The organism is Achromobacter animicus (genome assembly GCF_902859585.1).
Classification (GTDB): Bacteria; Pseudomonadota; Gammaproteobacteria; order Burkholderiales; family Burkholderiaceae_B; genus Achromobacter; species Achromobacter animicus.
The window spans coordinates 534,801-559,525 of record NZ_CADIJM010000001.1 but is presented as its reverse complement, the minus strand read 5'-3'; the positions used below and the strand labels follow the sequence as shown (position 1 = coordinate 559,525).

Annotated in this window: 24 protein-coding genes and 1 other annotated feature; of the genes, 11 read left to right on the top strand and 13 right to left on the bottom strand. The window is 66.3% G+C overall.

Translation table 11 applies throughout. The features are described from left to right. The first annotated feature begins 154 nt into the window (after positions 1-154). From HV681_RS02555 to HV681_RS02540, 4 genes are read left to right on the top strand one after another with little or no spacing between them, the layout of a single operon-like run. Positions 155-1,759 carry an ABC transporter substrate-binding protein gene (locus tag HV681_RS02555; RefSeq protein ID WP_175121566.1) on the top strand — a complete coding sequence of 535 codons (1,605 nt, stop codon included), beginning with the start codon at positions 155-157 and terminating at the stop codon, positions 1,757-1,759. 9 nt (positions 1,760-1,768) lie between these two features. Then, positions 1,769-2,743, top strand: a complete 975-nt coding sequence (locus HV681_RS02550) for an ABC transporter permease (protein WP_175121565.1) — start codon at positions 1,769-1,771, stop codon at positions 2,741-2,743. 3 nt (positions 2,744-2,746) lie between these two features. Then, the gene (locus HV681_RS02545; protein WP_175121564.1) at positions 2,747-3,577 is read left to right on the top strand and encodes an ABC transporter permease; all 831 of its coding nucleotides are present in this window, start codon (positions 2,747-2,749) and stop codon (positions 3,575-3,577) included. Beyond that, positions 3,574-5,211 (top strand): ABC transporter ATP-binding protein, encoded by a 1,638-nt coding sequence (locus tag HV681_RS02540; RefSeq protein WP_175121563.1) that lies wholly within the window; start codon positions 3,574-3,576, stop codon positions 5,209-5,211. The genes HV681_RS02545 and HV681_RS02540 overlap by 4 nt, the downstream gene beginning before the upstream one ends. A gap of 47 nt (positions 5,212-5,258) precedes the next feature. Here the strand turns inward: HV681_RS02540 and HV681_RS02535 are convergent, their stop codons facing one another. The 4 genes from HV681_RS02535 to HV681_RS02520 all read right to left on the bottom strand — a co-directional run bounded on the left by HV681_RS02535 (position 5,259) and on the right by HV681_RS02520 (position 10,442). Further along, positions 5,259-6,725, bottom strand: coding sequence for a SulP family inorganic anion transporter (locus HV681_RS02535; protein ID WP_175121562.1), 1,467 nt, complete (start codon positions 6,723-6,725; stop codon positions 5,259-5,261). 117 nt (positions 6,726-6,842) lie between these two features. Next, positions 6,843-6,895, bottom strand: a sequence feature (sul1 is cis-regulatory element that is thought to sense ions involved in sulfur or methionine metabolism; They are found in Alphaproteobacteria). Between the two features lie 97 nt (positions 6,896-6,992). Beyond that, the gene (locus HV681_RS02530; protein WP_175121561.1) at positions 6,993-7,922 is read right to left on the bottom strand and encodes a c-type cytochrome; all 930 of its coding nucleotides are present in this window, start codon (positions 7,920-7,922) and stop codon (positions 6,993-6,995) included. Then, a complete protein-coding gene (locus tag HV681_RS02525) occupies positions 7,919-9,691 on the bottom strand; it encodes a GMC family oxidoreductase (protein WP_175121560.1) in 1,773 nt (590 codons plus the stop codon). Before HV681_RS02525 ends, HV681_RS02530 begins: the two co-directional genes overlap by 4 nt. Beyond that, positions 9,684-10,442 carry a gluconate 2-dehydrogenase subunit 3 family protein gene (locus HV681_RS02520; protein WP_175121559.1) on the bottom strand — a complete coding sequence of 253 codons (759 nt, stop codon included), beginning with the start codon at positions 10,440-10,442 and terminating at the stop codon, positions 9,684-9,686. The genes HV681_RS02525 and HV681_RS02520 overlap by 8 nt, the downstream gene beginning before the upstream one ends. 113 nt (positions 10,443-10,555) lie before the next feature. Between HV681_RS02520 and HV681_RS02515 the strand changes: the two genes are divergently transcribed. Both HV681_RS02515 and HV681_RS02510 read left to right on the top strand, forming a co-directional pair. Beyond that, complete coding sequence (locus HV681_RS02515; RefSeq protein WP_175121558.1) at positions 10,556-10,963, top strand: hypothetical protein; 408 nt, start codon at positions 10,556-10,558, stop codon at positions 10,961-10,963. Between the two features lie 395 nt (positions 10,964-11,358). Next, positions 11,359-12,936 (top strand): TerC family protein, encoded by a 1,578-nt coding sequence (locus HV681_RS02510; RefSeq protein WP_175121557.1) that lies wholly within the window; start codon positions 11,359-11,361, stop codon positions 12,934-12,936. Between the two features lie 25 nt (positions 12,937-12,961). Here the strand turns inward: HV681_RS02510 and HV681_RS02505 are convergent, their stop codons facing one another. The 3 genes from HV681_RS02505 to HV681_RS02495 all read right to left on the bottom strand — a co-directional run bounded on the left by HV681_RS02505 (position 12,962) and on the right by HV681_RS02495 (position 14,909). Continuing rightward, positions 12,962-13,525 (bottom strand): hypothetical protein, encoded by a 564-nt coding sequence (locus HV681_RS02505; protein WP_175121556.1) that lies wholly within the window; start codon positions 13,523-13,525, stop codon positions 12,962-12,964. 290 nt (positions 13,526-13,815) lie between these two features. Next, positions 13,816-14,454, bottom strand: a complete 639-nt coding sequence (locus tag HV681_RS02500) for an FMN-dependent NADH-azoreductase (protein WP_175121555.1) — start codon at positions 14,452-14,454, stop codon at positions 13,816-13,818. Then, a complete protein-coding gene (locus HV681_RS02495; RefSeq protein WP_175121554.1) occupies positions 14,451-14,909 on the bottom strand; it encodes a GNAT family N-acetyltransferase in 459 nt (152 codons plus the stop codon). Before HV681_RS02495 ends, HV681_RS02500 begins: the two co-directional genes overlap by 4 nt. A gap of 111 nt (positions 14,910-15,020) precedes the next feature. Between HV681_RS02495 and pdxR the strand changes: the two genes are divergently transcribed. Continuing rightward, positions 15,021-16,463, top strand: a complete 1,443-nt coding sequence (pdxR, locus tag HV681_RS02490; protein ID WP_175121553.1) for a MocR-like pyridoxine biosynthesis transcription factor PdxR — start codon at positions 15,021-15,023, stop codon at positions 16,461-16,463. Between the two features lie 21 nt (positions 16,464-16,484). On the opposite strand, the gene HV681_RS02485 is transcribed toward pdxR, so the two are convergent. Further along, positions 16,485-16,964: a carboxymuconolactone decarboxylase family protein gene (locus HV681_RS02485; protein WP_175121552.1), complete on the bottom strand. Its 480-nt coding sequence runs from the start codon at positions 16,962-16,964 to the stop codon at positions 16,485-16,487. A 239-nt stretch (positions 16,965-17,203) separates the two neighbouring features. Between HV681_RS02485 and chrA the strand changes: the two genes are divergently transcribed. Further along, positions 17,204-18,460 carry a chromate efflux transporter gene (gene chrA, locus HV681_RS02480; protein ID WP_175121551.1) on the top strand — a complete coding sequence of 419 codons (1,257 nt, stop codon included), beginning with the start codon at positions 17,204-17,206 and terminating at the stop codon, positions 18,458-18,460. Here the strand turns inward: chrA and HV681_RS02475 are convergent. Further along, positions 18,457-19,662, bottom strand: a complete 1,206-nt coding sequence (locus HV681_RS02475; RefSeq protein WP_175121550.1) for a multidrug effflux MFS transporter — start codon at positions 19,660-19,662, stop codon at positions 18,457-18,459. The two genes, chrA and HV681_RS02475, sit on opposite strands and share 4 nt — an antisense overlap. An 87-nt stretch (positions 19,663-19,749) precedes the next feature. Between HV681_RS02475 and HV681_RS02470 the strand changes: the two genes are divergently transcribed. Both HV681_RS02470 and HV681_RS02465 read left to right on the top strand, forming a co-directional pair. Further along, entirely contained in the window at positions 19,750-20,070 is a 321-nt protein-coding gene (locus HV681_RS02470; RefSeq protein ID WP_175121549.1) for an Rdx family protein, read from the top strand. 150 nt (positions 20,071-20,220) lie between these two features. Continuing rightward, positions 20,221-20,667, top strand: a complete 447-nt coding sequence (locus tag HV681_RS02465; RefSeq protein WP_175121548.1) for a carboxymuconolactone decarboxylase family protein — start codon at positions 20,221-20,223, stop codon at positions 20,665-20,667. A 119-nt stretch (positions 20,668-20,786) separates the two neighbouring features. On the opposite strand, the gene HV681_RS02460 is transcribed toward HV681_RS02465, so the two are convergent. From HV681_RS02460 to HV681_RS02445, 4 genes are all read right to left on the bottom strand, one after another. Continuing rightward, on the bottom strand, positions 20,787-22,313 hold the full coding sequence (locus tag HV681_RS02460; protein WP_175121547.1) for a tripartite tricarboxylate transporter permease: 1,527 nt from the start codon (positions 22,311-22,313) through the stop codon (positions 20,787-20,789). A 3-nt stretch (positions 22,314-22,316) separates the two neighbouring features. Beyond that, complete coding sequence (locus tag HV681_RS02455) at positions 22,317-22,787, bottom strand: tripartite tricarboxylate transporter TctB family protein (RefSeq protein WP_175121546.1); 471 nt, start codon at positions 22,785-22,787, stop codon at positions 22,317-22,319. 236 nt (positions 22,788-23,023) lie between these two features. After that, a complete protein-coding gene (locus HV681_RS02450; RefSeq protein WP_175121545.1) occupies positions 23,024-23,503 on the bottom strand; it encodes a nuclear transport factor 2 family protein in 480 nt (159 codons plus the stop codon). 54 nt (positions 23,504-23,557) lie between these two features. Then, positions 23,558-24,136 (bottom strand): TetR/AcrR family transcriptional regulator, encoded by a 579-nt coding sequence (locus tag HV681_RS02445; RefSeq protein ID WP_175121544.1) that lies wholly within the window; start codon positions 24,134-24,136, stop codon positions 23,558-23,560. A gap of 331 nt (positions 24,137-24,467) precedes the next feature. Here HV681_RS02445 and HV681_RS02440 point away from each other — a divergent pair, with 331 nt between their 5' ends. Next, on the top strand, positions 24,468-24,623 hold the full coding sequence (locus HV681_RS02440) for a hypothetical protein (RefSeq protein WP_175121543.1): 156 nt from the start codon (positions 24,468-24,470) through the stop codon (positions 24,621-24,623). Positions 24,624-24,725: the final 102 nt, after the last annotated feature.

Below are 24,725 nucleotides of genomic sequence, written 5' to 3'. Positions count from 1 at the left end.
TGCCTGTCAGGTAACGAAACGTGAAACGACACGACTTGTTCTGTCGGCAGCGATACGGGGGGACGCATGAGCAAATGAGAAATCAGCATTTCTCAAGCCATGTCGCGCAGGCCTAAGATCCGCAGCTTCCAACCAGGCAGAACCAGAGTCCGACATGCGCACCACCCGCCGCGAGTTCCTGTTGTCTTCCGGGGCGCTTGCCGCCACGATGGCATTTCCCTCGTCGATCTTCGCGCAATCCGCCGCGCCGCGTCATGGTGGTGTGCTGAACGTGCACCTTGGGTCCGAGCAGCGGATCCTGAATCCGGCGCTGCGCGCCTCGACCGGCGTGTACATCGTTACCAGCAAGATCATCGAATCGCTCGTGGACCTGGATGCGGCCGGCAAACCCGTCGGGCAGCTTGCCACCGCGTGGACCGCCGACCCGGACGGCAAGACCATCACCTTCAAGCTGCGTGAAGGCGTGACCTGGCACGACGGCAAGCCGTTCACGTCGGCTGATGTCCAGTACAACGCGCTGGAACTGTGGAAGAAGCACCTGAATTTCGGCACCGCGCTGCAGCTCTATCTGGAGGCAGTCGATACGCCCGACGCGCATACGGCGGTGTTCCGCTACAGCCGGCCGATGCCGCTGGACCTGTTGCTGCGCGCGCTGGCGGATCTGGGCTATGTCGTCCCGCGCCATCTGTACGAAGGCACCAACGTGCTGGAGAACCCGGCGAACACCGCGCCGGTCGGCACGGGCCCGTTCAAGTTCGTGCAGTACCAGCGCGGCCAGTTCATCATTGCCGAGCGCAACCCCAACTACTGGCGCAAGGGCGAGCCGTATCTGGACCGCGTGGTCTGGCGCATCATCACGGACAAGTCGGCCGCCACGGCCGCGCTGGAAACCGGCCAGCTTCAGCTCAGCGCCTATTCGCAGTTGACGCTCGCCGACCTGGACCGCCTGAAGCAGAACCCGCAGTTCGAGGTGCGCAGCAAGGGGCTGGAGGCCAACGTGTTCAACAACACGCTGGAATTCAACTTCCGCCGCAAGGAACTGGCCGACGTGCGCGTGCGCCGCGCCATTGTCCATGCCATCGACATCGAATTCTTTATCGAGAACTTCCTGTATGGGCTGGGCAAGCCGGCGACCGGTCCCATTCCGTCGTCTTCCGAGGCGTTCTTCCCGGCGGGCAGCAAGCCGCCGTATCCGTTTGACGTCAAGCGCGCCGAGGCGCTGCTGGACGAGGCCGGTTACAAGCGCGGCGCCGGCGGCGTGCGCTTCACGCTGAAGCTGGTGCCCATCCAGAACGGCGAAGACGTGCCGCTGCTGGCGACCTTCATCCAGCAGTCGCTGGAAGCCGTGGGCATCAAGGTCGAGATCGTGCAGTACGACATCGCGGGCGCGCTGTCTTCTGTCTATAAGGAACACAACTTCGACATCGCCACGGGCTGGCACCAGTACCGCGGCGACCCGGCGGTGTCCACGACGGTCTGGTACCGATCGGGCAGCCCGGCGGGCGCGCCTTGGACAAACCAGTACGGCTGGCAGTCGGACAAGGTCGACAAGCTGATCGACGACGCCGCGTCCGAAATCGACGCGGCCCGCCGCCGCGCGCTGTACGCGGAATGGGTGCAGGCCGTCAACGACGAGCTGCCCATCTGGATGGCGACCGAACGCCAGTTTTATTCAGTGGCAAGCCGGAAGCTGCAGAACGGCCACAACAATGCGCGCTGGCCGTCCAGCGATTGGCATGACGCCTGGCTGTCGGCCTAGGACCGCGGCATGGGGTTCCTGACTCTCGCGGCGCGGCGGCTTCTGGCGGCGGCGCCCGCGCTTCTGATCATCCTGGCGGGCCTGTTCCTGCTGCTGCAGCTGGCGCCCGGCGATACCGTCGACGCGCTGGTGGCGCAGATTGGTGGCGCCGACCCCGCCACCATTGCGGCCATGCGCTCGCATTACCAACTGGACGAGTCGGCCAGCGCGCGCCTGGGCAACTATCTGTGGCGGCTGGCGCATCTGGACCTGGGCTATTCCGCCATCTATGGCAAGCCGGTGGCCGCCGTGATCGCCGAGCGCCTGCCGGCGACCCTGCTGCTGATGGGATCGGCGCTGTCATTCGCCTTTGCGGGCGGCATGGCGCTGGGCGTCATCGCGGCGCGGCGCGTCAACGGCTTGGCCGACGGGTTGATCTCGACGCTGGGGCTGGTGTTCTGCGCCACGCCATCGTTCTGGTTCGGCCTGATGGGCATCTTTGTGTTCGCGGTGTGGCTGGACTGGGTGCCGGCCGGCGGGTTCGAGACCATTGCGTCCGGCTACACGGGCCTGACCCGCATCCTGGACATCGCGTGGCATCTGATTCTGCCCACCGCGACGCTGGCGCTGATCTTTCTGGCCATCTACCTGCGCATCATGCGCGCATCGATGCTGGAAGTGGCCTCGCACGATTTCATCCGCACCGCGCGTGCCAAGGGGCTGCGCGAAACGGCAGTCGTGGCGCGGCACATGCTGCGCAATGCGCTGCTGCCGATGGTGACGCTGCTGGGCCTGCAGGCCGGGACCATGCTGGGCGGGTCGGTCGTGGTCGAAAGCGTCTTCGCCTTGCCCGGCCTGGGCCGCCTGGCGTACGAATCTGTCGTGCAGCGCGACCTGAACACCTTGCTGGGCATCGTGTTCGTGTCCGCGCTGCTGGTGATCGCCATCAACTTCATCGTCGACCTGCTGTATGCGCGGCTTGACCCGCGCATTGTCCGGAGCTGAACCATGGAAACGCTACGCCGTTACTTCCACAGCCCCGTCGCCGTGCTGGGCCTGGTGCTGCTGACGGCCGTCTGCGCGGCCGCGCTGGGCGCCGACTTCTGGTATCCGCGCAATCCGCTCAGTCTGGCCGGCCGTCCGCTTCAGTGGCCCGGCGACAACGCGCGCTTTCTGCTGGGCACCGATCAAGTGGGGCGCGACATCGCCGCGCAGATTTTGCACGGTGCGCGCGTCACGCTGGCCATCGGCCTTGCCGCGACGGTCGTGTCGGTGCTGATCGGGGTGGTGCTGGGCGCCGTGGCGGGCTATTACGGCGGCCTGGCCGACGACCTGCTGATGCGCGTGACCGAGGCCTTCCAGATCCTGCCCAACTTCCTGTTGCTGCTGGTGCTGGTGGCCGTGTTCGGCTCGGACCTGCGCACGGTGGTGCTGGCGATCGGGCTGGTGTCGTGGCCGCCGGTGGCGCGGCTGACCCGCTCTGAGTTCCTGACGCTCAAGACCCGCGAGTTCGTGCAGGCGGGCCGGGCGCTGGGCATGGGCGACCTGCGCCTCATTTTCCGCGAGATCCTGCCCAACGCCTTGCCGCCTGTGATCGTCTACGCCAGCGTCATCATGGCCACGGCGATCCTCCTGGAAAGCGCGCTGGCCTTTCTGAACCTGTCGGACCCCAACGTGCCGTCCTGGGGCAACCTCATCGGCGGCGGCCGCGGGGTGATCCGGGTCCAGTGGTATGTGTCCGCCATTCCCGGCATTGCCATCCTGCTGACCGTCCTGGCGATATCGCTGGTCGGGCAGGGGGTGAACGACGCTCTCAATCCCAGGCTGAAACGATCATGACCGAACTGCTTCGCATCGAAAACCTTACCGTGGACCTGCCGCCCGGCGCCGACCGGCCGCATGCGCTCAAGGGCCTGACGCTGGCGGTCAACCCGGGCGAGATCGTCTGCGTCGTCGGGGAAAGCGGATCGGGCAAATCGCTGACGGCCGGCACGATTCTCGGCCTGCTGCCGCAAGGGGTGCACGCCAGCGCCGGCCGCGTGCTCTGGGAAGGGCAGGACTTGCTGAAGCTCGCGCCCGATGCGCTGCGCCGGCTGCGCGGCCAGCGCATCGGCATGATCTTCCAGGAACCGATGACCGCCCTCAATCCGCTGCGCACCATCGGCGACCAGATCGCCGAGGTGTTCCGCACGCACACGCGGCTGTCGCGCGCCGTGATCCGTCAGCGCACGCTGGACCTGCTGGAATCCGTCCGGCTGCCCGACCCCGCGCAGGCGCTGGGCGCCTATCCGCACGAGCTGTCGGGCGGACAGCGGCAGCGCGCAATGATCGCCATGGCGCTGGCGCTGGAACCGGCGCTGCTGATTGCCGACGAACCGACAACCGCGCTGGACGTCACGACGCAGGCGCAGATCCTGCATCTGATCCACGACCTGCAGCGCCGCAAGGGTACGGCGGTCCTTTTCATTACGCACGATTTTGGCGTGGTGGCCGAGATTGCCGACCGCGTCGCCGTCATGCAGCGCGGCGAACTGGTGGAAAGCGGCACGGCCGATCAGGTGCTGGAACATCCGCGCCATCCGTACACCCGCGCGCTCATCGCTGCGGTGCCGCCGCTGGCGCCCGCGCCGGCCCGCGTCGACCTTGGCGGGAACGCGCCTGCAATCCTGACCACGCAGGGGTTGTCCAAGACCTACCGCAAGCGCGGCTGGTTCGGCCGGCCCGGCCGTGTGACGCACGCGGTGGACGACGTGACGCTGACGCTGCGGCGCGGCGGCACACTGGGCATCGTGGGCGAAAGCGGGTCGGGCAAGTCCACGCTGGCGCGCACGCTGCTGGGACTGCTGCCGCCCGATGGCGGCGACATTACGCTGGCCGGCGAGCCGCTCTCGTTCAAGGGCGCGCGCGCCCGCCGCGCCCATGCGCAGCGCGTGCAGATGGTGTTCCAGGATCCGTACGGATCGCTGAACCCGCGCCAGCGCGTCGGCGAGATCGTGGCGCAGGGTCCCATCGTGCATGGCACGCCGCGCCGCGAGGCGCTGGCCCGCGCGCAGGAACTCTTTGAACTGGTGGGCTTGTCGCCTGATGCCGTGCGGCGCTTTCCGCACGAGTTTTCGGGCGGCCAGCGCCAGCGCGTCGGCCTGGCGCGCGCGCTGGCGATGCGGCCGCAAGTGCTGATCGCCGATGAACCGGTGTCGGCATTGGACGTATCCGTGCAGGCGCAGGTGCTGGCGCTGCTGGCCCGGCTGCGCGAGCAACTGGGCCTGTCCATCGTCTTCATCACGCACGACCTGCGCGTGGCCGCACAGGTCTGCGACCACATCGCCGTCATGAAGTCGGGCCGCGTCGTGGAAGAGGGCGTGTGCGCCGACGTGTTCACCAATCCCTCCCATCCCTACACGCAGGCGCTGCTGGCAGCGGTGCCGGGCCGCCGCTGGGATCCGGCCGCGGTCGTCACGCGGCTCGCCGCCTGAACCTGGCCTTCGTCGAAACCTAGGCCAGATGACAGGCGCGGCCCGGGTCAGTGTCCCGCGGACGCGCCCGGCTGCGCGTAGCGGCCGACCAGCGTCGCGCTGGCCTCGTTCAGCCCCACGACGTCGACCTGGCGGCCGGCCCGGCGCAGCTTGAGCGTCACCTTGTCCAGCTCGCCCACGGCCGAGATGTCCCAGAAGTGCGCGGCCGACAAGTCGATCACCACGCGGTCAACGTCCTCATGGAAGTCGATCGCCGCCGAGAACCGCGACGCCGAGGCGAAGAAGATCTGGCCGGCATAGCGGTAGGTGCGCGTGCTGCCGTCCTCGGACAGCGACGCGTCCACGTCGAGCAGCCCCTTCACCTTGCCGGCAAAGAACAGGCCGCTCAGCACCACGCCCACCAGCACGCCGCGCGCCAGGTCATGCGTCCAGACCACCACGGCCACGGTGGCCAGCATGACCACCGACGACTGCCACGGATGCGAGCCCAGGTTGCGCAGCGAGCGCCAGTTGAAGGTGCCGATGGACACCATGATCATCACGGCCACCAGCGCCGGCATCGGAATCTGCGCCACCAGCGGGCCCAGCGCCACGATCAGGAACAGCAGGAAGACGCCCGCCACGCAGGTCGACAGCCGCGTGCGGCCGCCGGCGCGCACGTTGATGACCGATTGGCCGATCATGGCGCAGCCGCCCATGCCACCCAGAAAGCCGGTGACGAGGTTGGCGATGCCCTGGCCCTTGCATTCGCGCCGCTTGTCGCTGGGCGTGTCGGTCATGTCGTCCACGATCTGCGCTGTCATCATCGATTCCAGCAAACCCACCGCGGCCATCGTCAGCGAGTACGGCAGGATGATGCGCAGCGTCTCCAGCGTGAAGGGCACGTCGGGAATCGCGAACGACGGCAGGGACGACGGCAGCGTGCCCATGTCGCCCACCGTGTTGACGTCCAGGCCGGCAAAGATGGACACGGCCGTCATCACGATGATGGCGATCAGCGGCGACGGCACGGCGGTGGTCAGCCGCGGCAGCAGGTAGATGACGGCCAGCGCGGCGGCCACCATGGCATAGGTCACCCACGTGACGCCGATCAGCTGCGGCAACTGCGCCATGAAGATCAGGATGGCGAGGGCGTTGACGAAGCCAGTCACAACCGACCGGGACACGTATTGCATCAGGAGGTCCAGCCGCAAAAAGCCGGCTGCGATCTGCACGACACCCATCAATACCGTCGCGGCAAACAGGTAGCCGACGCCGTGATCGCGCACCAGTGGCGCAACCAGCACCGCGACGGCGGCCGTGGCGGCCGAGATCATGCCGGGTCGCCCGCCCATGAAAGAAATGATGAACGCGATGGAAAACGAGGCGTACAGGCCGACGCGAGGGTCGACTCCGGCGATGATGGAAAAGCCGATGGCTTCGGGGATCAGGGCAAGGGCGACGAGCACGCCCGAGAGAATGTCCGCGCGCGGATTGGCCATCCAGTCGCGACGAAGCTTGGAAAGAACTGACATTGATTGGCTAAGCTGAATTGAACAAGCGCCAGGCGTGGGTCGCGTTGCCGGTGTGCGCGGCAGCGGAGTGCGGCAGCCGACTATGGCAAATGAGGGCGAACGCCCGTGGTGCTTGAGAGTTGTCCGAGGGATAGGCGCCCGGCCGAGCCACCCGGCAAGCCGGGTCCATCTGGGATCGCGACAGCGTCGCAGCCGCGCACCCATTGCGGGTGCGGCGGACGCGATTGTACTCCCTTGGGGCGTTACGCCGTCATGACGCCATCGACACTAGCGCGGCGCAGGCGCAGGCCCCGCGTAGTACGCCGCCAGCGCCTGGATCTCGGCATCGGTCAGGCGTTGCGAAAACGCCCGCATCACGCCCACGTCGTCGTTCTGGCGCGAGCCACTGCGAAACGCGTTCATCTGGTCGGTGAAATACTCGCGCGATTGACCGGCCAGACGCGGCAGCAGCGGTCCTTCGCCCATGCCGCGCAGTCCGTGGCAGTTGGCGCAGGCGGGCAGCGCGCGAGCGCCGTCGCCGTCAACGTCCAGCCGGCGGGCGGCCTCGCCGCCAAACTCGCCCACGTGCAGCGGCGGTCCGGCAAGCGTGCCGTAGTAGGCTGCCACCTGGCCGATTTCCTGTTCGGTCAGGGCGCGGGCAATCGTATTCATCAGCGGCTGCACGCGGGTGCCCGAGCGGAAGTCGGCAAGTTGCTTGGCCAGGTATTCGCTGCGCAGGCCTGCCAGGTTGGGGAAGATGCCGCCGGTTGGCGTGATGCCGGCGGGTCCGTGGCAGGCCACACAGGCCTGCACCGCGGCGCCGGGTTTGCCGTTTGCGGCAAGCTGCTTGCCCGCTTCGGGATCGGCCTCGTTCAGCCATTTTTCCCAGTCGGGGCGCGACGCGGTGAAATCGGTGGCGCTGCGTCCGGGCACGGGTTTCATCGGGGCGGGAGCGGCGCCCGGAGCGGCAGGGGCGGCAGGCGTTGTGCCTGGTGCCGAAGGTGCTGCTGCCGGTGCGGCAGGCGCGGCGGCTTGGCCAGCCGCCACCTGTGGCGCCGGGCTGGCTGCGGGTGGCGGCGGCTGCGGCACGGCGGAAGCCCGGATCGCCTCGTCGCCACCGGCGCCCATCATCTGGACGCCGGTGGCGACCAGCGTGATGACCGGCACCGCGATCATCAGTCCGACGGTGAAAAAGATGCCTTTGCGATGTTCGCTCATGATGACACCAGCGGGCCCGGCGAACGCAGATAGTCCGCCTTGATTTTCTCTACGATCCAGTAGGCGGTGGCGCCCACGGTGCCGGTCGGGTTGTAGCCCGAGTTTTGCGGAAACAAAGCCGCGCCCGTGACGAACACGTTGGGCACGTCCCACGACTGTCCGTAGCGGTTGACGACGCTGGTGTTGGGATCATCGCCCATGGCCGCGCCGCCCGTCAGGTGGGTGGACTGGTAGGCCGTGGCCGAAAACGGCCGCTTGCGCGGGCCGGGCTCGGTGCGGGCGATGCCCTTCATGGCGCGTGCGATCTCATCGCCTTTCTCGGTCAGGAACACCGACATGCGGATGTCGTTGTCGGGAAAGTCGTAGGTCACGCGCAACAGCGGCAGGCCCCAAGCGTCCTTGTACGTGGGATCCAGGCTCAGATACCCGCCGCGCCACGGCTGCGCCGAGCCCGTGATGGTGATGTTCGCCGCATGGTTGTAGTGGCGCGCGACGGCCTTCTTCCATTCCGATCCCCACGACGGCGTGCCCTTGGGCGTCGGATGAAAACCGATGGGCGCGCCGCTGACCACCTGGATCTGCAGATAGCCGCCGCCCACAAAGCCAACCGGCCCGTGGTCGAAGTTGTCGGCGCTGAAGTCGTCCATCGTCACCGCCACCGCGCCGGCCCCCATGAACGGGTTGATATTGACCGACTCATCAAAAAACAGATTCACGCCTGAGGTGGTCTGGTGCGTGTAGTTGCGGCCCACGACGCCGGTGTTCGTGACCGGATCGAACGGCTTGCCGATGCCGGACAGCAGCAGCAGGCGCACGTTGTTGATGCCGAATGCACAGAGGAAAACGATGTCCGCGGGCTGAAAGACTTCTTCGCCGGCCGCGTCCACGTACGTCACGCCGCGGGCGCGCTTCTTGTCCGGTGTCAGCTCCACGCGCAGCACGTGCGCGCCGGTGCGGATTTCGAAGTTTTCCATCTTCATCGCCACGGGCAGGATGCAGACCTGCGGCGAGGCCTTGGCAAAGTGCTCGCAGCCAAAGTTCGAACAGAACCCGCAGTACACGCACGCACTCATGTGCAGGCCTTCGGAGTTCACGTACGGCCGCGTACAGAGCGCGGACGGCTGCACGTAGGGGTGATAGCCCAGCTTGCGCGCGGCCTCGCCGAACAGCGCGGGCGCGTAGGGCACCTTCATGGGCGGGTTGGGGTAGGGGCGCGAGCGCCAAGGCTCGAACGGATTGCCGCCTTCCTGCTTTTCGCCCTTGATGTTGCCGGCCTGGCCCGACGCGCCGATCAGGTAGTCGAAGCGATCGAAGTAGGGCTCGAGTTCGTCGTACGTCACGCCCCAGTCCTGACAGGTCAGCTCCTTGTCGAAGATGTCCTTGCCATAGCGTTCGTTGTAATGGCTGCGCATGACGAAGTCGGTCGGATCGAAGCGGTAGTAGGCGCCCGACCAGTGATTGCCCGCGCCGCCCAGATGCGTGCCGGGGTAGGCGAACTGCCAGCGCCGCATCGGCAGCGCCTTCTGGTCCGTGTTGTTGCGGAACGTGTAGGTTTCCGTCGCGGCGTCCTGGTGCAGTTCATGGCGCCGCGTGTACTTGAGTTCGTCGTGGACATTGGGGCCCTGGAAATCGGGCGAGGGCCAACGCGCCTCGCCCCGTTCCAGCACCACGACCCGCTGCTTGGCGGCCGCGAGTTCCTTGCCGATGATGGCGCCGGTCCACCCGCCGCCGATAATTGCCACGTCTACCGCAGGCAGCGTCTTAGCCATGCTTGCCTCCCGGCGTCATCTTGTGGCCCACGGCGTTGGCAATGGAGACCGGCTGGCCGGCCCAGATCACGCCGTGGCGTTCGATATCGTTGGAAAACGAGGCAAACGCGCCGGGAAATCCCACCAGTTTCCAGCCCACCATGTCGGCGTTGCCGCCGTACAGCGGGTCGGAAAAGAAGCCTTCGATCGTGCCTTCGAGCAGCGCCTGAAAGAACACGCCTGACGGCAGCGGCGAAAAATCCGGCTTGCCTTCCTGCATGTCGCGCAGCCAGGCGTCCTGCCGCGCGGCGTCCAGCTCGGCGAAAGGCTTGCCGTCCTGCTTACGCGCGGCGGCGTCCAGCGCGGCAAGGCCGCGGCGGAACATCTCGGCCGGCGTGAACGACAACTGGTAGCCCTGTTCCGGCGTGCCTTGTTCAAACGGGCCTTGCCGGTAGAGCTGGCTGCCCGCACCCCAGGCGCCGGCCAACTGGCCGTCCAGAAAGAACGTCACGCCAGCTTCCTTGGCGCCCGGCCCCAGGTCGTCGGCCGGAATCAGGCGCGCGGCGATGGCATCCATCGTCAAGGCTTCCTGCGCGTTGAAAAATTTGAGCGTTCGGTTGGCGGCGCCGCCCGTGGCGGCACCTTCTTGATGGGGAGTGGGGGAGGCAGGGTCCGGGGCGCTGATCGCGCGGGGCGCCCACGCTGCGCCGGGGACACCGACGGCCAGGGCTTTGAGCAGCCCCCGCCGGCCGGGTACAGGTTTATCACTCATGGTTTGCTCCATGGCGAGGCAGGCACGCGACTTGCCCCTGGATGAAAAGAGATCCCGCGTCAGCTCGTTGGCCTGGGGCCCAGTGTGTCACCGTTGTCGACGAAGGAGCAACCATGAAACAACCGATTCTGTATCTGTGCGCTACGGCGATGAGCGGCTTGCTTGCCACCAGCGTTTCCGCGCAGCGCATTGAAAAAACGCTAGTTGCCCAGGCGCAGACGACCACGCCTGACACCCGCACCGGCAGCCAGTCCCAGCCGGATCGCAAGGCGGGCACGCCGAAGACGCCGGCACAAGAGAAGTCCATGCCCCACCAATCCAAACAAGGAGACAAGGGCGATCAGGGAAAGCGCGATGCGTCGCGTGCCGGATCGAGTCCTCGGCAGGACGACGCCGGCACCGACACGCGCGGGGCGAAGGGGACGCCGGGCAGCAATACGGGGTCCACGGGACACGGCGGCATGCCGGGGTCGGGCGCGTCATCGGGTTCTGGCGGCACGGCGGATCCGCGCGGCCAATGAAGGTGGTGACATCCCCTAGTCGCGCGGATTACCGATTCAGGTAATATTCAGGGTCCTGTAAGAAAGAGAGCGCGGCGGATATTCCGACTTTTTGCTGCCCCGGCAGCCTGGAGCCATCCGCCATCTATGAACGAAGACCCTCCTCCTAGCAGGGCGCCGCGGATCTGCCGGCGCCCGTTATCTTCTCCCCACACTGCCGCGGCAAGGGCTGTTTCCCTGCGCGCCGCATTCCCCAGCGCCTCCGCGGCCACGCCGCGACTCGGCGGCCGCGCGCCGCCTCGCCAGGCCGTGCCCGTCGGCGCGCCTGTGCAGCCTTTGCGGCGCGCTCCTGACACTACGCCTTCCCGCCGACGCGCATCGCTTGCGCGTCCGCTTACGTTTTCCGTGGAAACCTGATGATTTTCGACTGGATGTCCGACCCTACCGCCTGGCTTGGCCTGGCGACGCTGGTCGTGCTTGAAATTGTGCTGGGTATCGACAACCTGGTGTTCATTGCGATCCTGGCGGACAAGCTGCCGCCCGAGCAACGCAACCGCGCACGCCTGATCGGCCTGACGCTCGCGCTGGTGATGCGCCTGGGCCTGCTCGCCAGTATTGCGTGGGTGGTCACGTTGACCGCGCCGTTGTTCACTGTGATGGGCGCCGAGATTTCCGGACGCGACCTGATATTGATCCTGGGCGGCCTGTTCCTGCTCTTCAAGGGGACGATGGAGCTGCACGAACGCGTCGAAGGCAGCGCCAGCCATGACCAGGCGCAGAAGCCGCAGCATGCGGTGTTCTGGCAGGTCATTTTGCAGATCGTGGTGCTGGATGCCGTGTTCTCGCTGGACTCGGTCATTACCGCCGTGGGCATGGTGCAGGACCTGAGCATCATGATGATCGCCGTGGTGGTCGCGATGGCCGTCATGATGCTGGCCAGCCGCCCGTTGATGGCCTTCGTGGGCCGCCACCCGACGGTCGTGATCCTGTGTCTGGGCCTGTTGCTGATGATCGGCTTCAGCCTGGTCGCCGAAGGCCTGGGCTTCCATGTTCCCAAGGGCTACCTGTACGCGGCCATCGGCTTCTCGATCCTGATCGAGCTGTGCAACCAGTTGGCGCGCCGCAACCGCGCGCGGGGCACGCATGCGCTGGGCCGCCGTCAACGCACGGCGCAGGCCGTGCTGCGCCTCTTGCGCGGCGGCCGTGCCGGCCAACCCGTGTCGCAAGCGGACGAAGTGGTGGCGCTGGTCGACGGCGCGGGCGACGAGCCGGCTTTTGCGCCCGAGGAAAGCTCGATGATCGAACGCGTGCTGTCTATCGGCGCGCGCGACATCCGGTCCATCATGGTCCCGCGCGGCGACATGATCTGGCTGGACGTTGCCGACACGCCGGACGTCATCGTGCGCAAGTTCGCTTCCGGCCACTCGCGCCTGCCGCTGTGCGCGGGCGACCCGGCCAACGTGCTCGGCGTGCTGCACTTCAAGGAAGTGCTGCCGCTGCTGCAGAACCCCGGCCCGATCGACCTGGTGGAACTGGCGCGCGAACCGCGCTACGTAATGGAAACCACGCCGGTGCTGAAGGTGCTGGACGAACTGCGCGCCTCGCGCGATCACATGCTGATCGTCGTGGACGAACACGGCGTGTGCGAAGGCCTGGTCACGCCGATGGACGTGCTGGAAGCGGTGGCGGGCGACATGCCGGAACACCAGGAAGACCAGCCCGAAGCCTTGCAGCTTTCCGACGGTTCGTGGTTGCTGGGCGGACGGCTGTCCGTGGACGAAGCGGCGCGCCTGTTGGAAGCGCCGGCGCTTGCCGACGATTATCCCGATGCGACGCTGGCCGGGTGCCTGCTGCGCGCGGGCGGCCGGATCCCGGAAACGGGCGATACCGTGATGCTGCGTGACTGGGGCTTTGAGGTGACGCGTCGTGACGGGCTGCGCATCGACCAGGTGCATGCGCGGCCGCACCAGCCGCAGGCCAGCGCGGCCGATTGATCCAAGGGCGGGGCGGGCGACCGCCTCAGCTGCAGATGCGGCGCCACGGCGACCGGTTCACCGGGCAATAGCCCGGGCACCGCGTCGCTACCGCCAAGCCGCTGACGCACTGCTCGTTCGGCTCGGTAAAGCCGTATTCCATGCTGCCGTAGCATCCGCAAAGCTCCAGCACGGTGCCCGGCGGGTGCTTCTGCGGCTCGGTCGGCGCCTTGCCCGACGGTTTGGCGGCGCTGGCCGACGGCGCCGTGGCCGCGGTTGCCGCCGATCTCGTCGCGGCAGTTGCCGCGGATTTTGCTGCGGGCTTTTCGGCGGCGTTTTCGGCAGACTGCGCTGCAGAAGTCGCGCCGGATCCTGCCGCCGCGGCGCGCGTTTCCGCACCAGGCGTCGCGCGCGGCGTCACTGTTTCGGCGGGCGCGCGGTTGGCTTTCGCGTCGACCGCTCCCAGCCTTTCCTTCACCGCCGCCGCGCTCATGCCACAGCGTTTGGCAATCGTGGCCACGCTGCGGCCCGCGTCGGACATCCCGCGCAAGGTCTTGTCGCTGCATGCGGCCAGCGCGCCGGCCGGCGCCAGTAAAGCCAGCATCAGCAACGCGCACGCGAGTGCGCCAGGTCTGCTCAGCGTCATGACGCGTCTCCCGCACCTTGGTGCGCCAGGGCAGAACCACGCCCGGTTGGACCACGAGTGCGGGGTAGCGTAAAGCGCCTAAATCAAGGGTGTCAATGCGGCCCGAACGGATCGCCCGAAGGCACTGCGCCCTCGGCCGCCAGCGGGTCGGACAGGCGCCATCCGGATACCAGCCGGATGGCGCCGCGCGCGTCAGAAGTTCCAGCGCACGTTCAGGAAGCCCGCATCAGATAATGGAGTAAGCGTAAACAGCCTCAGATGGCCTCTTCGTCCACCGTTGCTGCATACCAGACGTCACTGACAGCGGATTCCGCACGTGCCCGGGCAACCTCCAGCCATTCCGGGCCCCGGGCTGTTCCCTCGACCGCGACAAAGGTCACCTGCGTCAATCCGATCGTCGCCAGTACGTGACGCAGGTACGGCGTCAGGAAGTCCGGCTGACGGGCCTCTTCACCGCTGAACGCGCCACCCGACGCAATCGCGACATACACCGGCCTGTCAGCGAGCACGCCAACCTTGCCTTGGGGCGTGATGTGAAACGTGTGGCGGACCCGGACCACGTGGTCCAGCCACGCTTTCAGCGAGGAGGGCACGGTGAAGTTGTGCATCGGCGTCGCCAGCACGACGTGGCTGGCCTCGTCCAGCATCCGGATCAGATCGCCGGACGCGAGCAGCGAGCCATTTTCCAGTCCGTCGGCTTCGGGTTCGTCTCGCGCCGCCAGCACAGCCGCATAGTCGCCATCCGCATGGGTGAGGGTGGTGGCGTCGAACTCCACGACGTCCAGGCCGCCGGCCGGACCCGTCCGCGTCAGCCGGTCGATGATCTGCTGCGACAGGCGATAGCTTTCGGACTCGAGCCCCCGCGGGCTGCAGCGAATTCGAAGAATGCTCATTCGGAACTTCCTTTCAAGGGTTTGCTGAACCGGATGGCGCTGGTCAACAGGCCCTGCCGGAAATAGAAGCGTTGCGCCAGCGCGTTGCCCAGCCCGGTATCGAGCACAAACTTGTCGCAGTCCGCATCGCGAGCGAGTTGGTCCAGTTCGGCGATCAGCCGGGCGCCCCAGCGGCTGCCGCGCGCCGAGGGATCCACGACCAGGTCGTCCACGTACATGAAGCGCCCATAGATCAGGTTTTCCTGATAGCGGTATCCCGCCAGCGCCACCGCCTGGCCGTCACGCATGACGGCCAGCAGCCGGTAGTTTTCCTGGTGCATCCGGGCCAGGCGTTGGACGAAGTCGTCCGCCTGGGCCAGATGCGGACGCAGTTCGCGCATCAGCGGCAGGCAAGCCCGCCATTCTTCCGGCGTCTCCAGATGGCGCAGTGCCGGCTCAGTGGAGGATGTATGCATGGATCAGTCCCTCAGGGGTTGGGGCGCTGAACGTACGCCCACCGTGAGTACGAATCTTAAAAAGCGCATGCCATAATTTGAAGGGCCATAAATGCGCTTACGGACTATGCCATGATTCCTGCAACACCCGACGCTCTGCAAACCGTCGCCGACGCCGCCGGCCTCCCGCTGTACCGGCAGGTCTACGAGCGTTTCCGTAGCGCCATCGCCGAAGGCGCCCTCAAACCCGGCGACCGCATCCCGTCGGCACGCGCGCTCGCCAAGGAAATCGGCGTGGCGCGCGGCACCATTGAAGTCGCTTACTCGCTGCTGGCGTCGGAAGGGTACATCCAGGCGCGCGGCCAAGCGGGCACCGTGGTCGCACCCAACCTGCAACCCGCCGCGCGTATGGCCTCGGCGGCCCCGGCGGCCCCGGCGGCCCGGGCCCGGCCCGCCGAGGCGGTCGAAGATCGCTGGCCGCGGCCGGCCGCGCCGCTGCCATTCCAGATGGGGCTGCCCGCGCTAGACGCCTTTCCGCGCAAGATCTGGGCGCGGCTGGGCGCGCGGCATCTGCGCGGCATGCAGCCGCCCGACCTCGGCTACCCGGATCCTGCCGGATTGCTTGGGCTGCGGACCGCCACGGCGGCTTACCTGCAGGTCGCGCGCGGCATCCAGTGCACGCCGCGCCAGGTGTTCATCACGCCGGGCTACAACAACACCATGCAGCTCATCATGCAGGCGCTCTTCAAGCCCGGCGATTCGGTCTGGGTGGAAGACCCCGGCTATCCGCCCACGCGGGTGCTGCTGGCGCAGGCCGGGATGCAGGCCGTGCCCGTGCGTGTGGACGCGGAAGGTTTGGTGGTGGAGGCGGGCATCGCGCAGGAGCCGCGGGCCCGGGGGGCCGTCGTGACGCCCGCGCATCAAAGTCCGCTGAGCCTGTCGCTGTCGCTGCCCCGGCGCCAGGCCTTGCTGGACTGGGCTGAACGCAACAGCGCGTGGATCGTGGAAGACGACTACGACGGCGAGTACCGCTACGTCGGCCGTCCGCTGCCCGCGCTGAAAAGTCTGGACCGGCAGGGCCGGGTGCTGTATTCGGGCACCTTCAGCAAGGTGCTGTTCCCGGGTATGCGGCTTGCCTATCTGGTCGTGCCCGAAGAGCAGGTGCCGCGTTTCGAGCGCCTGTGTATGCTGCTGGCGGGCGGCGCACCGGCGTTGACGCAGGCCGTGCTGACGTCGTTCATCAACGAAGGCCATTTCGCGCGTCACATCCAGCGCATGCGCCGCCTGTACAGCGAACGGCGCCACGCCACGGCGGCAGCATTGACCGATGTCATGGGGTCCCGCTTGCGCATCGATTTGCAGCCGGGCGGCATGCACCTGGTGGCGCGCCTGGAAGGCCATCAGACCGATCGCGAACTGGCGTCGCGCATGCTGCAGCACGGCCTGTATGCGCAAGCCTTGTCGCACTGGTCGGCGGCGCCCGATGCGCGCTCCGGCCTGCTCATGAGCTTCACCAACATCGTGTCGGCCGAGCAGGCGGAGCAACTGGCCCGCCGGATCCTGCAACTGATGTGAAACGCGGAAGGCAAGCGCTGGTCAGTTCAGGCCCGCCTTGTCCAGGCCAAAGGCCTGGTCGGCCGAACCCGGAACAGTGCGGAAGGCGACGTTCAGGCGATTCCAGCCATTGATGGCGACCACCCGGAACGTCAGGTCCGAGAGCTCGCTTTCCGTGAACTGGGCGCGCACGGCGTCGTAGATTGCGTCCGGCACGCCATGGGGGGGCAGGGTGGTCAGCGCCTCGGTCCATTCCAATGCAGCGCGTTCACGGGGCGAGAAAAGCGGCGATTCGCGCCAGATGGCGACGTGATGCAGGCGCAACGCGCGCTCGCCTTTGATCGTCGCTTCCTTTACGTGCATATCCAGGCAGAATCCGCAGCCGTTGATCTGCGAGGCGCGGATATCGACCAGGTCTCCCAATTCCTGGACCACGGCGGTTTTCTTGAGCGCCATGCTCAAATCGACATACTTCTTCGACAGGACTTCGGACACCTGGAAGTAATTCAAACGCTGGCTCATGTGCATACCTTTCTGATGCGATGGAAGTTGAACTGACCGGACCATGATGCGGCCGATTGGCCTAACGCTGAAGTGCCATAAATCCGCTTTTGGTATGGGCCATGATCCGCCGCGAGCAAGGCGCGGCAAGCGCCAATTCCTGACATTTATCCGATTGAATCCCGGCCGTGGCCCGGCTATAAGCTTGGAACTGGGGCCCGAAAGACATCGCCGCCCCGACTCCCAAGAAGCCCGAGCCGATGCCGCACCCATCCCCCCATGACGAACATGTCGACAGCAAGCCGGCCACCGGCGCACGCGCCCAGACAGGCCGCGGATCCTGCCTTGAAGTTTTTCTGGTGTTCCTGCGCCTGGGCTTGACGTCCTTTGGCGGACCGGTGGCGCACCTGGGTTATTTCCGCACTGAATTCGTCGACCGGCGACGCTGGCTCGATGACTACGCGTTTTCCGATCTGGTCGCGCTGTGCCAGTTTCTGCCAGGTCCCGCCAGCAGCCAGGTCGGCATGGCGATCGGCCTGCGCCGGGCCGGCTGGGCCGGCATGCTGGCCGCGTGGATCGCATTCACGCTGCCATCGGCGCTCGCACTGATCGGCTTTGCCATGGGACTTGCTCACTATGGCTGGCTGTCCGAATCGGCCGCCATCCATGGCCTGAAGGTCGCGGCGGTCGCCATCGTGGCGCAGGCGGTCTGGGGCATGGGCAGATCGCTCTGTCCGGACAGGCCGCGCGCCGCGCTGGCTATCGCCGCTGCATTGCTCACCGTGGTGCTGCCCACGGCGCTGGCGCAGATCGGGGCCGTCGTGCTGGGTGCGGTGATCGGCGCGGCCTTCCTGCAATTGCCGCCCCGGCCCGTCCTGTCCAATGCCTCGTCGGGCGTGCCCCGCGTGGCAGGTCTGGTGTCGCTGGGCCTGTTTGCCGCGTTGATGGCAGGGTTGCCATTGTGGGCGCTGCTGTCGGACGGGGCGCTGGCCAGCCAGATCGCCGGCTTCTACCGCGCCGGCGCCCTGGTCTTCGGCGGCGGGCACGTGGTGCTGCCGCTGCTCGAAACCGCGTCCGTCTCTTCCGGGATGGTGTCCAACGCGGAATTTCTGGCCGGATACGGCGCGGCGCAGGCCATGCCCGGCCCGTTGTTCACCTTCGCGGCGTTCCTGGGCGCCATGTCGTCCGGCCCCTTGTCCGGCTGGGCGGGCGGCCTGACGCTGCTGTGCGTCATCTTCGTGCCGGGCGCCTTGCTGCTCGCCGCGGCGCTGCCATTCTGGGATACGTTGCGCCGCCGGCCCGGCGTGCGCAACATGGTGGCCGGCGTGAATGCCAGCGTCGTCGGCATCCTGCTCGGCGCGCTGTACGACCCCGTCTGGACAAGCGCGATTCTCGGCAAGGCCGACTTTGGCCTGGCGTTGCTGCTGTTCGCGCTGCTGGTCTATGGCCGGTGGTCGCCGGTGTGGGTGGTGCTGCTGGCCGCCGTCAGCGGCTGGTCGCTGGGCTGGCTGGTCTAGCCATTGCGTGCATCAATCCGCCGGCCCAGTGCCGGCGACAGCAGCAGCAACGGCGCCACAATCACCGCCCCGATCAACGCCATGGCCGCCTGCGGCGCCATCCCGCTATCGAGCAAGACGGTCGCGATTACGGCCGACCCGCTCATCTGGAACAACCCGTAGACCGCTGCGGCGGTGCCCGCGCGGTCCGCGAACGGTTCCAGCGCCAGACTCAACCCCGATCCCAACGCCAGCGAGAACCCCACGGTCAGCACCGCCACCGGCAGCATGAAGATCCAGGCGGAAAGCGGCGCCCACAGCCATGCCCCCAGATGCGACGCCGACGCCAGCAGCAGCGCCGCCATGCCGACGCGCACCATGGTGTAGCGGCCATACCGAGCGATGAATGCAGGCGCCAGGAAGAAGGCGGCGATGTTGATGGCCGCATTGCCACCGAACCACGCCGAAAATCCCAGCTCTGAATAGCCGAGTTGCTGCACCAGCACGACCGGCGCGGCCGACACGAACACCAGGATCATGGCCATGCCCGCCATGCCGAAACACGCGAAGTACAGGAACCTGCCGCTGGCAACGATGGGCGCATAGCGGGGCAGGCTGTACAGCGCGCCGGGGCGGTGGCCCGGCTTGGCCCGCGTCTCCTCGAAGCGCAGCGCAAGCAGCGCCGCCAACGCCAGCGCGAACACCGCCATGAACACGAACGTGCTGCGCCAGCCCGCATGGAGCGCCAGCATGCCGCCCACCATCGGCGCCAGCGCGGGCACCGTACACAGCGCGCCGTTCAGATAGCTATAGACGCGCGCGCCGACGGCCGGGCTGAAGCAATCGCGGACGGCGGCAAACGCCACCAGCGACGCGGAACACGCGCCAAGTCCCTGCACAATGCGCGCGGCATAGAACACGTCGAGCGAAGTTGCCGCCGCGCCCAGCGCGGAGCCCGCCAGATACGCCAGCGCCCCGCACAGCGCCACGGGCCGCCGGCCATAGCGGTCGGCAAGCGGTCCGATCAAGACCTGACCCAGACCGACCGCGAAGATGAAAAGCGTGATGCTGGCCTGCAGCGCGCCGATGGGCTCGTCAAACGCGTGCGCCATGGCGGGCAGGGAGGGCAGGTAGATGTCGATGGCCATCGGCGTAAGCGTGACCAGTCCCATCAAAAGACCGATCAGCCAGCGCTGGCCTCGGGGCGTCAAGGCAGACTTCATTGCAGGCTCTGGGCCCATTGCAGACCCGGGAAAACCCGACATTATCCATGATCGCGCGTCGCTGGCCTGGCGTAGAATGCCTTTCCCATGAACCCGCCCGCCTTGCGCCCTCGCATCGTCATCCTCTACTGCACGCAGTGCCAATGGCTGCTGCGCGCCGGCTGGATGGCGCAGGAACTGCTATCCACGTTTTCGACCGATCTGGGCGAAGTGGCGCTGCAGCCGGGTACAGGTGGCATCTTCCAGATCACCTACAACGGCGACCTGATCTGGGACCGCAAGCGCGACGGCGGTTTTCCCGACGCCAAGGTGCTGAAGCAGCGCGTGCGCGACCGCCTGGATCCCGGCCGCCCGCTTGGGCACATCGACGGTCATGGCGGCAGCGACGCGTCCGCACCCGAACACTGAAAAGCCCGCTTCGGGAAAAGGTGGGGATGCCGCTGGCCAGGACGGGGCGCGGTCATCTTGGATCAGTCAATACGCCAATTCTTGGCCCTGTTGCACCGGCATCCGGCAGGGTAATGTTGCGGTCATCAACAACCGCAGCAAGGAACTGGAATGACCCGCCTGAACTGGCAAGAAACCGCACCCGATGGCGCGAAAGCGCTCTTTGGCATTCACCACTACGTGACACAGCGCACCGCGCTTCCGGCGGAACTCGTGCATCTCGTGTTCCTGCGCGTCTCGCAGATCAATGGCTGCGCACACTGCATCGACCTGCACACCCGTGACCTGCGCAAGACCATGTCGGTCGACAAGATCACGCTGGTGCCCGTGTGGGACGAAGTTCACCACCTGTTCTCCGACCAGGAACGCGCCGCGTTGGCGTGGGCGGAGGAAGTGACCCGCGTCAGCGAAACGCACGCCTCGGACGAAGCCTACGCCGCCGCCTCGGCCGCGTTCGCGCCCAAGGACCTGGTCGATCTCACGATCGCGATCGCTGCCATGAACGCGTTCAATCGATTGGGCGTTCCCTTCCGGGTTCCCGTCGCCGCCAAGGCATAAAGGCCCCACAACGCCAGCCAGACGTGCGCGGCGTTTGTGCTCAGCCAGCGATACGCAAAAAAAAGGCCGGTCCTTGCGAGACCGGCCAAAGCAGCACTACCCCGAAACTTGCCTTGCGGTTACGCAGCAGACTCCGCGTGCTTGAGCGCTTCGCGCGCCTTGCGTGCGCGCAGGGCCGACACTGCGAGCAACGCGATCAGTCCCACGCACGCCAGGATGAAGCCCAGGCTGATGGGCCGCGTCACGAAGATCGACAGCTCACCACGCGACAGCAGCAGGGCGCGGCGGAAGTTTTCTTCCACCATCGGCCCGAGCACAAAGCCCAGCAGCAGCGGCGCCGGTTCAAACCGCAGCCGGATCAGCGCGTAACCCGCCGCGCCAAACAAGGTCACCATCCCCACGTCGAACAGGTTGTTGTTCGTGCTGTAGACCCCCACGCAGACAAAGAACAGCGCGGCAGGGAACAGATAGCGGAAGGGAACGGTCAACAGGCGCACCCACATGCCGATCAGCGGCAGGTTCAAGAGCAGCAGCAGCACGTTGCCGACCCAGAAGCTGGCGATCAGCCCCCAGAACATGTCGGCGTGCTCGATCATCATCTGCGGACCCGGTTGGATGCCGTGGATGATGAGCGCGCCCAGCATCAGCGCCATGACGGGATCGCCGGGGATGCCCAGGCTCATCGTCGGAATGAAGCTGGTCTGCGTCGAGGCGCTGGTGGCCGCTTCCGGACCGGCGATGCCTTCGATGGCGCCGCGGCCGAAACGGCGCGGTTCCTTTGCAACCTTCTTTTCCGTTGCGTACGAGATGAACGACGCAATGGTCGGACCCGTGCCCGGCAGGATGCCGAACGCCGCGCCGATGGCCGTGCCGCGCACCAGCGCGCCGCGCGATTGCTTGATGTCGCCGGCTTCCGGACGCATAGACTTCAGACTCACCTTCGCGGACGTGACCTTGCTGTCGCCGCCGATGCGATTGATGTTCTTCAGGAAGTCCGCCACGCCGAAGAGGCCCATGGCCAGCGCCACGATCTGCAGGCCATCGGACAGTTCCAGGATGCCGAAGTGAAAGCGCATCGTGCCCGTGTTGACGTCCGTGCCCACCACGCCCAGCAGCAGGCCGACCACGACCATCGCCACGCCCTTGATCGCCGATCCCTTGGCCAGCGTGGCGCCGGCCAGCAGGCCCAGCATCATCATCGAGAAGTACTCGGCGGGACCGAACTTGAACGCAACGTCAACCAGCAGCGGCGAGAACAGGATCATCGCCAGGATGCCGACGGACGCGCCGCAGAACGACGAGAACATCAGCATGAAAAGCGCCGAGCCGGCCTTGCCGTTGCGCGCCAGCGGATTGCCGTCCAGACACGCCACCGCATGCGACGCGGTGCCCGGCAGGTTCAGCATGATCGACGTGATCCCGCCGCCGTATTGCGAGCCGTAGTAGATGCCGGACAGCATCACCAACGCCGCGGTGGGCGTCATCGTGTAGGTCAGCGGCAGCAGGATCGAAATGGCGGCCAGCACACCCATGCCCGGCAGCACGCCGATCAGGTTGCCCATGAACACGCCGAAGATGGCCCACATCAGGTTGTCCAGCGCGAACGCGACAGAGAACCCGTGCATCAGGTTATTGAAGATTTCCATGGATCAACCCCAGCGGAACAACGGAAACTGGAGCTGCAGGGCCCAGGAGAAAACCGCCACGCCAAGCACCGTCACACCGGCGGCAAGAATGGCTGCGCTGCGCCAGGTGTGCTGGCGATCGCCCATGGCAGAGATGAAGACCAGCACGAAGGTCGCCGGCACCAGGCCGCCGAACTTGCCGATCAGAATGAAGGACAGCAACCCGCCGATGATGCAGCCCCAGCCGCGCCACTCGGGCGGGGCCACTTCTTCGGCATCTTCCTCGGCAACGACGGGCGACGTCGCCGTCTTGGCAATGGCCAGCCCCAGAAGGACGAGCAGTACGCCCAGAATCGCGGGGAACATGCCAGGACCCATGCGATCAAGGCTTCCCAGTGTGTAGGTTGACGCCTGCGCGATGGCGCCCAGGCCCAGCACGATCATCGTGCCCGCGGCCCACGCCTCGCGCCGTACGGCGCTGCTTTTTGATTGCATGGTCTTTTCCTCCCGTTGTTGTGCTTATGTCTGACTGCGGTCTGAACAAAAGCTGACACTGCAATGAATGCGGGAGTCTAAAAATCCAAACTTCCGTTCACCTTTCAAGGTTCGCGAAAGTTGCGCGCGGGTGTGCGTATCGCCACGAAACCGGGGGAAATCCCTAGGCCTTTTTCAACCGAAAAGCGGGCGTTGCGCGCATGCGGATCACATGCGCGCATGCGTATTGATGGGTACTACAGGCCCAGTTCCGACAGCCCCGGATGATCGTCGGGACGGCGTCCCAGCGGCCAATGGAACTTGCGGTCCGCTTCCTTGATCGGCATGTCGTTGATGCACGCATAGCGGTTGAACATCAGGCCGTCTTCGTTGAACTCCCAGTTCTCGTTGCCATACGAACGGAACCAGTTGCCCGAATCGTCATGCCATTCGTAGGCATAGCGCACCGCGATGCGGTTGCCGTTGTAGGCCCACAGCTCCTTGATCAGGCGGTAGTCCAGCTCGCGCGCCCATTTGCGCGCCAGAAACGCACGCGCTTCCTCGCGGTTCGTTGCGAACTCGGCGCGGTTGCGCCAGTGCGTGTCCAGGCTGTAGGCCAGCGAAACCTTGTCGGGATCGCGGCTGTTCCAGCCGTCTTCGGCCAGGCGCACTTTCTGGATGGCGCTTTCGTGCGTGAAGGGGGGAAGGGGCGGGCGGACTTCGGAGGGGGTCGTCATGGCAAGGGCCTCATGGACAGGGGGGGTGGAAAAAAGCAAGAGGAGGGCGTGGACTCAGCAATCCGCGTCTAGCAGCGCCTGCGCGGCGCGTTCGGCGCTGTCGGTGATGGACGCATCGCCCGTGACCATGGCCACGGCAATCGCACCGTCGATCAGCACGAGCAATTGGCGCGCGCGCTCATCGGCGTGCGGCAGGCCCGCGGCCTGCACCAGCGACAGCACGTGGGCAAGCAGACGTTCCTTGTGGCGCCGGGCTACCGCGCGGATCGGGCTGTCCGCGTCGCCGATTTCGCCGGCGGCGTTGATGAACGCGCAGCCGCGAAAGCCGTCCGACGCGAACCATTCGCGCAGCGCATCGAAGATGGACAGAAGGCGCGCACGCGGCGAGGGCGCGCGGGTCGTGGCGTCGATGAACCACTGCATCCAACGCTCGTCGCGGGCCGTCAGTGCAGCGGCAACCAGGACTTCCTTCGTGCCGTAGTGGTTGTAGATGGTCTTGCGGGATACGCCAGAGGTCTTGACGATGAGGTCCATGCCGGTGGCATTGATACCGCCGCCATAGATCAGATGTTCGGTGGCGCGCAGCAGCTTTTCATGCACGTCGGAGGCGGGGGTAAGGGCGGTATCGGACATAAGGGGAATGATCGTTCTATCTGCGATGGGCAGATGGTAGAACGATCATTCTCCAAAGTCAATCACTTGCAGTTTTGGGTCGTTGCCAGCACCGCGCGGCATCGGATGGATGCCGCGAGCAAACGGCATCTGGTACTCCTGCTTGCTATTTCTGTCAACTTTGGGCTAAAATCTTTTATCTATCGGCAAAAAAACAATAAAACTGCCAATACCTCTTCCCGGCGCCGCCTGCTTTCTGAATGCTCCCCCGCACCCGCGGCATTCATGGCCCGCCAGAATCTGTGCATGGTGCTCGGCGGGGGAAGCCATGTGCCTGTCCAGGAGCATGCTTATGACTCATCAATTGACTGCCAAGAAGGGAAGCTTCGAGATCCCCCCGCTGAATTGGAAAGCGCCCGAATCCAACAAGCAGTCCGACCGTCACGACGCGCCTTCCCGTAGCGCCGAGACCTCCAAGCAGGCCGACGTTTCACGCGTCAAGTCGTAATCCGGCAATCGGGCAATCCGCGCTGCAGGTAGCAGTAGTCAGGTAATCCGCTGAGCGCATCGCCCATCGGCCCAGAAGCTAGACGGCCCAGCCGCCGTCAAG

Bases quoted from the DNA above. Each gene is read 5' to 3' on its own strand.
- HV681_RS02555 (WP_175121566.1), top strand. From the start codon at position 155: ATGCGCACCACCCGCCGCGAGTTCCTGTTGTCTTCCGGGGCGCTTGCC.
- HV681_RS02550 (WP_175121565.1), top strand. From the start codon at position 1,769: ATGGGGTTCCTGACTCTCGCGGCGCGGCGGCTTCTGGCGGCGGCGCCC.
- HV681_RS02545 (WP_175121564.1), top strand. From the start codon at position 2,747: ATGGAAACGCTACGCCGTTACTTCCACAGCCCCGTCGCCGTGCTGGGC.
- HV681_RS02540 (WP_175121563.1), top strand. From the start codon at position 3,574: ATGACCGAACTGCTTCGCATCGAAAACCTTACCGTGGACCTGCCGCCC.
- HV681_RS02535 (WP_175121562.1), bottom strand. From the start codon at position 6,725: ATGTCAGTTCTTTCCAAGCTTCGTCGCGACTGGATGGCCAATCCGCGC.
- HV681_RS02530 (WP_175121561.1), bottom strand. From the start codon at position 7,922: ATGAGCGAACATCGCAAAGGCATCTTTTTCACCGTCGGACTGATGATC.
- HV681_RS02525 (WP_175121560.1), bottom strand. From the start codon at position 9,691: ATGGCTAAGACGCTGCCTGCGGTAGACGTGGCAATTATCGGCGGCGGG.
- HV681_RS02520 (WP_175121559.1), bottom strand. From the start codon at position 10,442: ATGAGTGATAAACCTGTACCCGGCCGGCGGGGGCTGCTCAAAGCCCTG.
- HV681_RS02515 (WP_175121558.1), top strand. From the start codon at position 10,556: ATGAAACAACCGATTCTGTATCTGTGCGCTACGGCGATGAGCGGCTTG.
- HV681_RS02510 (WP_175121557.1), top strand. From the start codon at position 11,359: ATGATTTTCGACTGGATGTCCGACCCTACCGCCTGGCTTGGCCTGGCG.
- HV681_RS02500 (WP_175121555.1), bottom strand. From the start codon at position 14,454: ATGAGCATTCTTCGAATTCGCTGCAGCCCGCGGGGGCTCGAGTCCGAA.
- HV681_RS02495 (WP_175121554.1), bottom strand. From the start codon at position 14,909: ATGCATACATCCTCCACTGAGCCGGCACTGCGCCATCTGGAGACGCCG.
- pdxR (WP_175121553.1), top strand. From the start codon at position 15,021: ATGATTCCTGCAACACCCGACGCTCTGCAAACCGTCGCCGACGCCGCC.
- HV681_RS02485 (WP_175121552.1), bottom strand. From the start codon at position 16,964: ATGAGCCAGCGTTTGAATTACTTCCAGGTGTCCGAAGTCCTGTCGAAG.
- chrA (WP_175121551.1), top strand. From the start codon at position 17,204: ATGCCGCACCCATCCCCCCATGACGAACATGTCGACAGCAAGCCGGCC.
- HV681_RS02475 (WP_175121550.1), bottom strand. From the start codon at position 19,662: ATGAAGTCTGCCTTGACGCCCCGAGGCCAGCGCTGGCTGATCGGTCTT.
- HV681_RS02470 (WP_175121549.1), top strand. From the start codon at position 19,750: ATGAACCCGCCCGCCTTGCGCCCTCGCATCGTCATCCTCTACTGCACG.
- HV681_RS02465 (WP_175121548.1), top strand. From the start codon at position 20,221: ATGACCCGCCTGAACTGGCAAGAAACCGCACCCGATGGCGCGAAAGCG.
- HV681_RS02460 (WP_175121547.1), bottom strand. From the start codon at position 22,313: ATGGAAATCTTCAATAACCTGATGCACGGGTTCTCTGTCGCGTTCGCG.
- HV681_RS02455 (WP_175121546.1), bottom strand. From the start codon at position 22,787: ATGCAATCAAAAAGCAGCGCCGTACGGCGCGAGGCGTGGGCCGCGGGC.
- HV681_RS02450 (WP_175121545.1), bottom strand. From the start codon at position 23,503: ATGACGACCCCCTCCGAAGTCCGCCCGCCCCTTCCCCCCTTCACGCAC.
- HV681_RS02445 (WP_175121544.1), bottom strand. From the start codon at position 24,136: ATGTCCGATACCGCCCTTACCCCCGCCTCCGACGTGCATGAAAAGCTG.
- HV681_RS02440 (WP_175121543.1), top strand. From the start codon at position 24,468: ATGACTCATCAATTGACTGCCAAGAAGGGAAGCTTCGAGATCCCCCCG.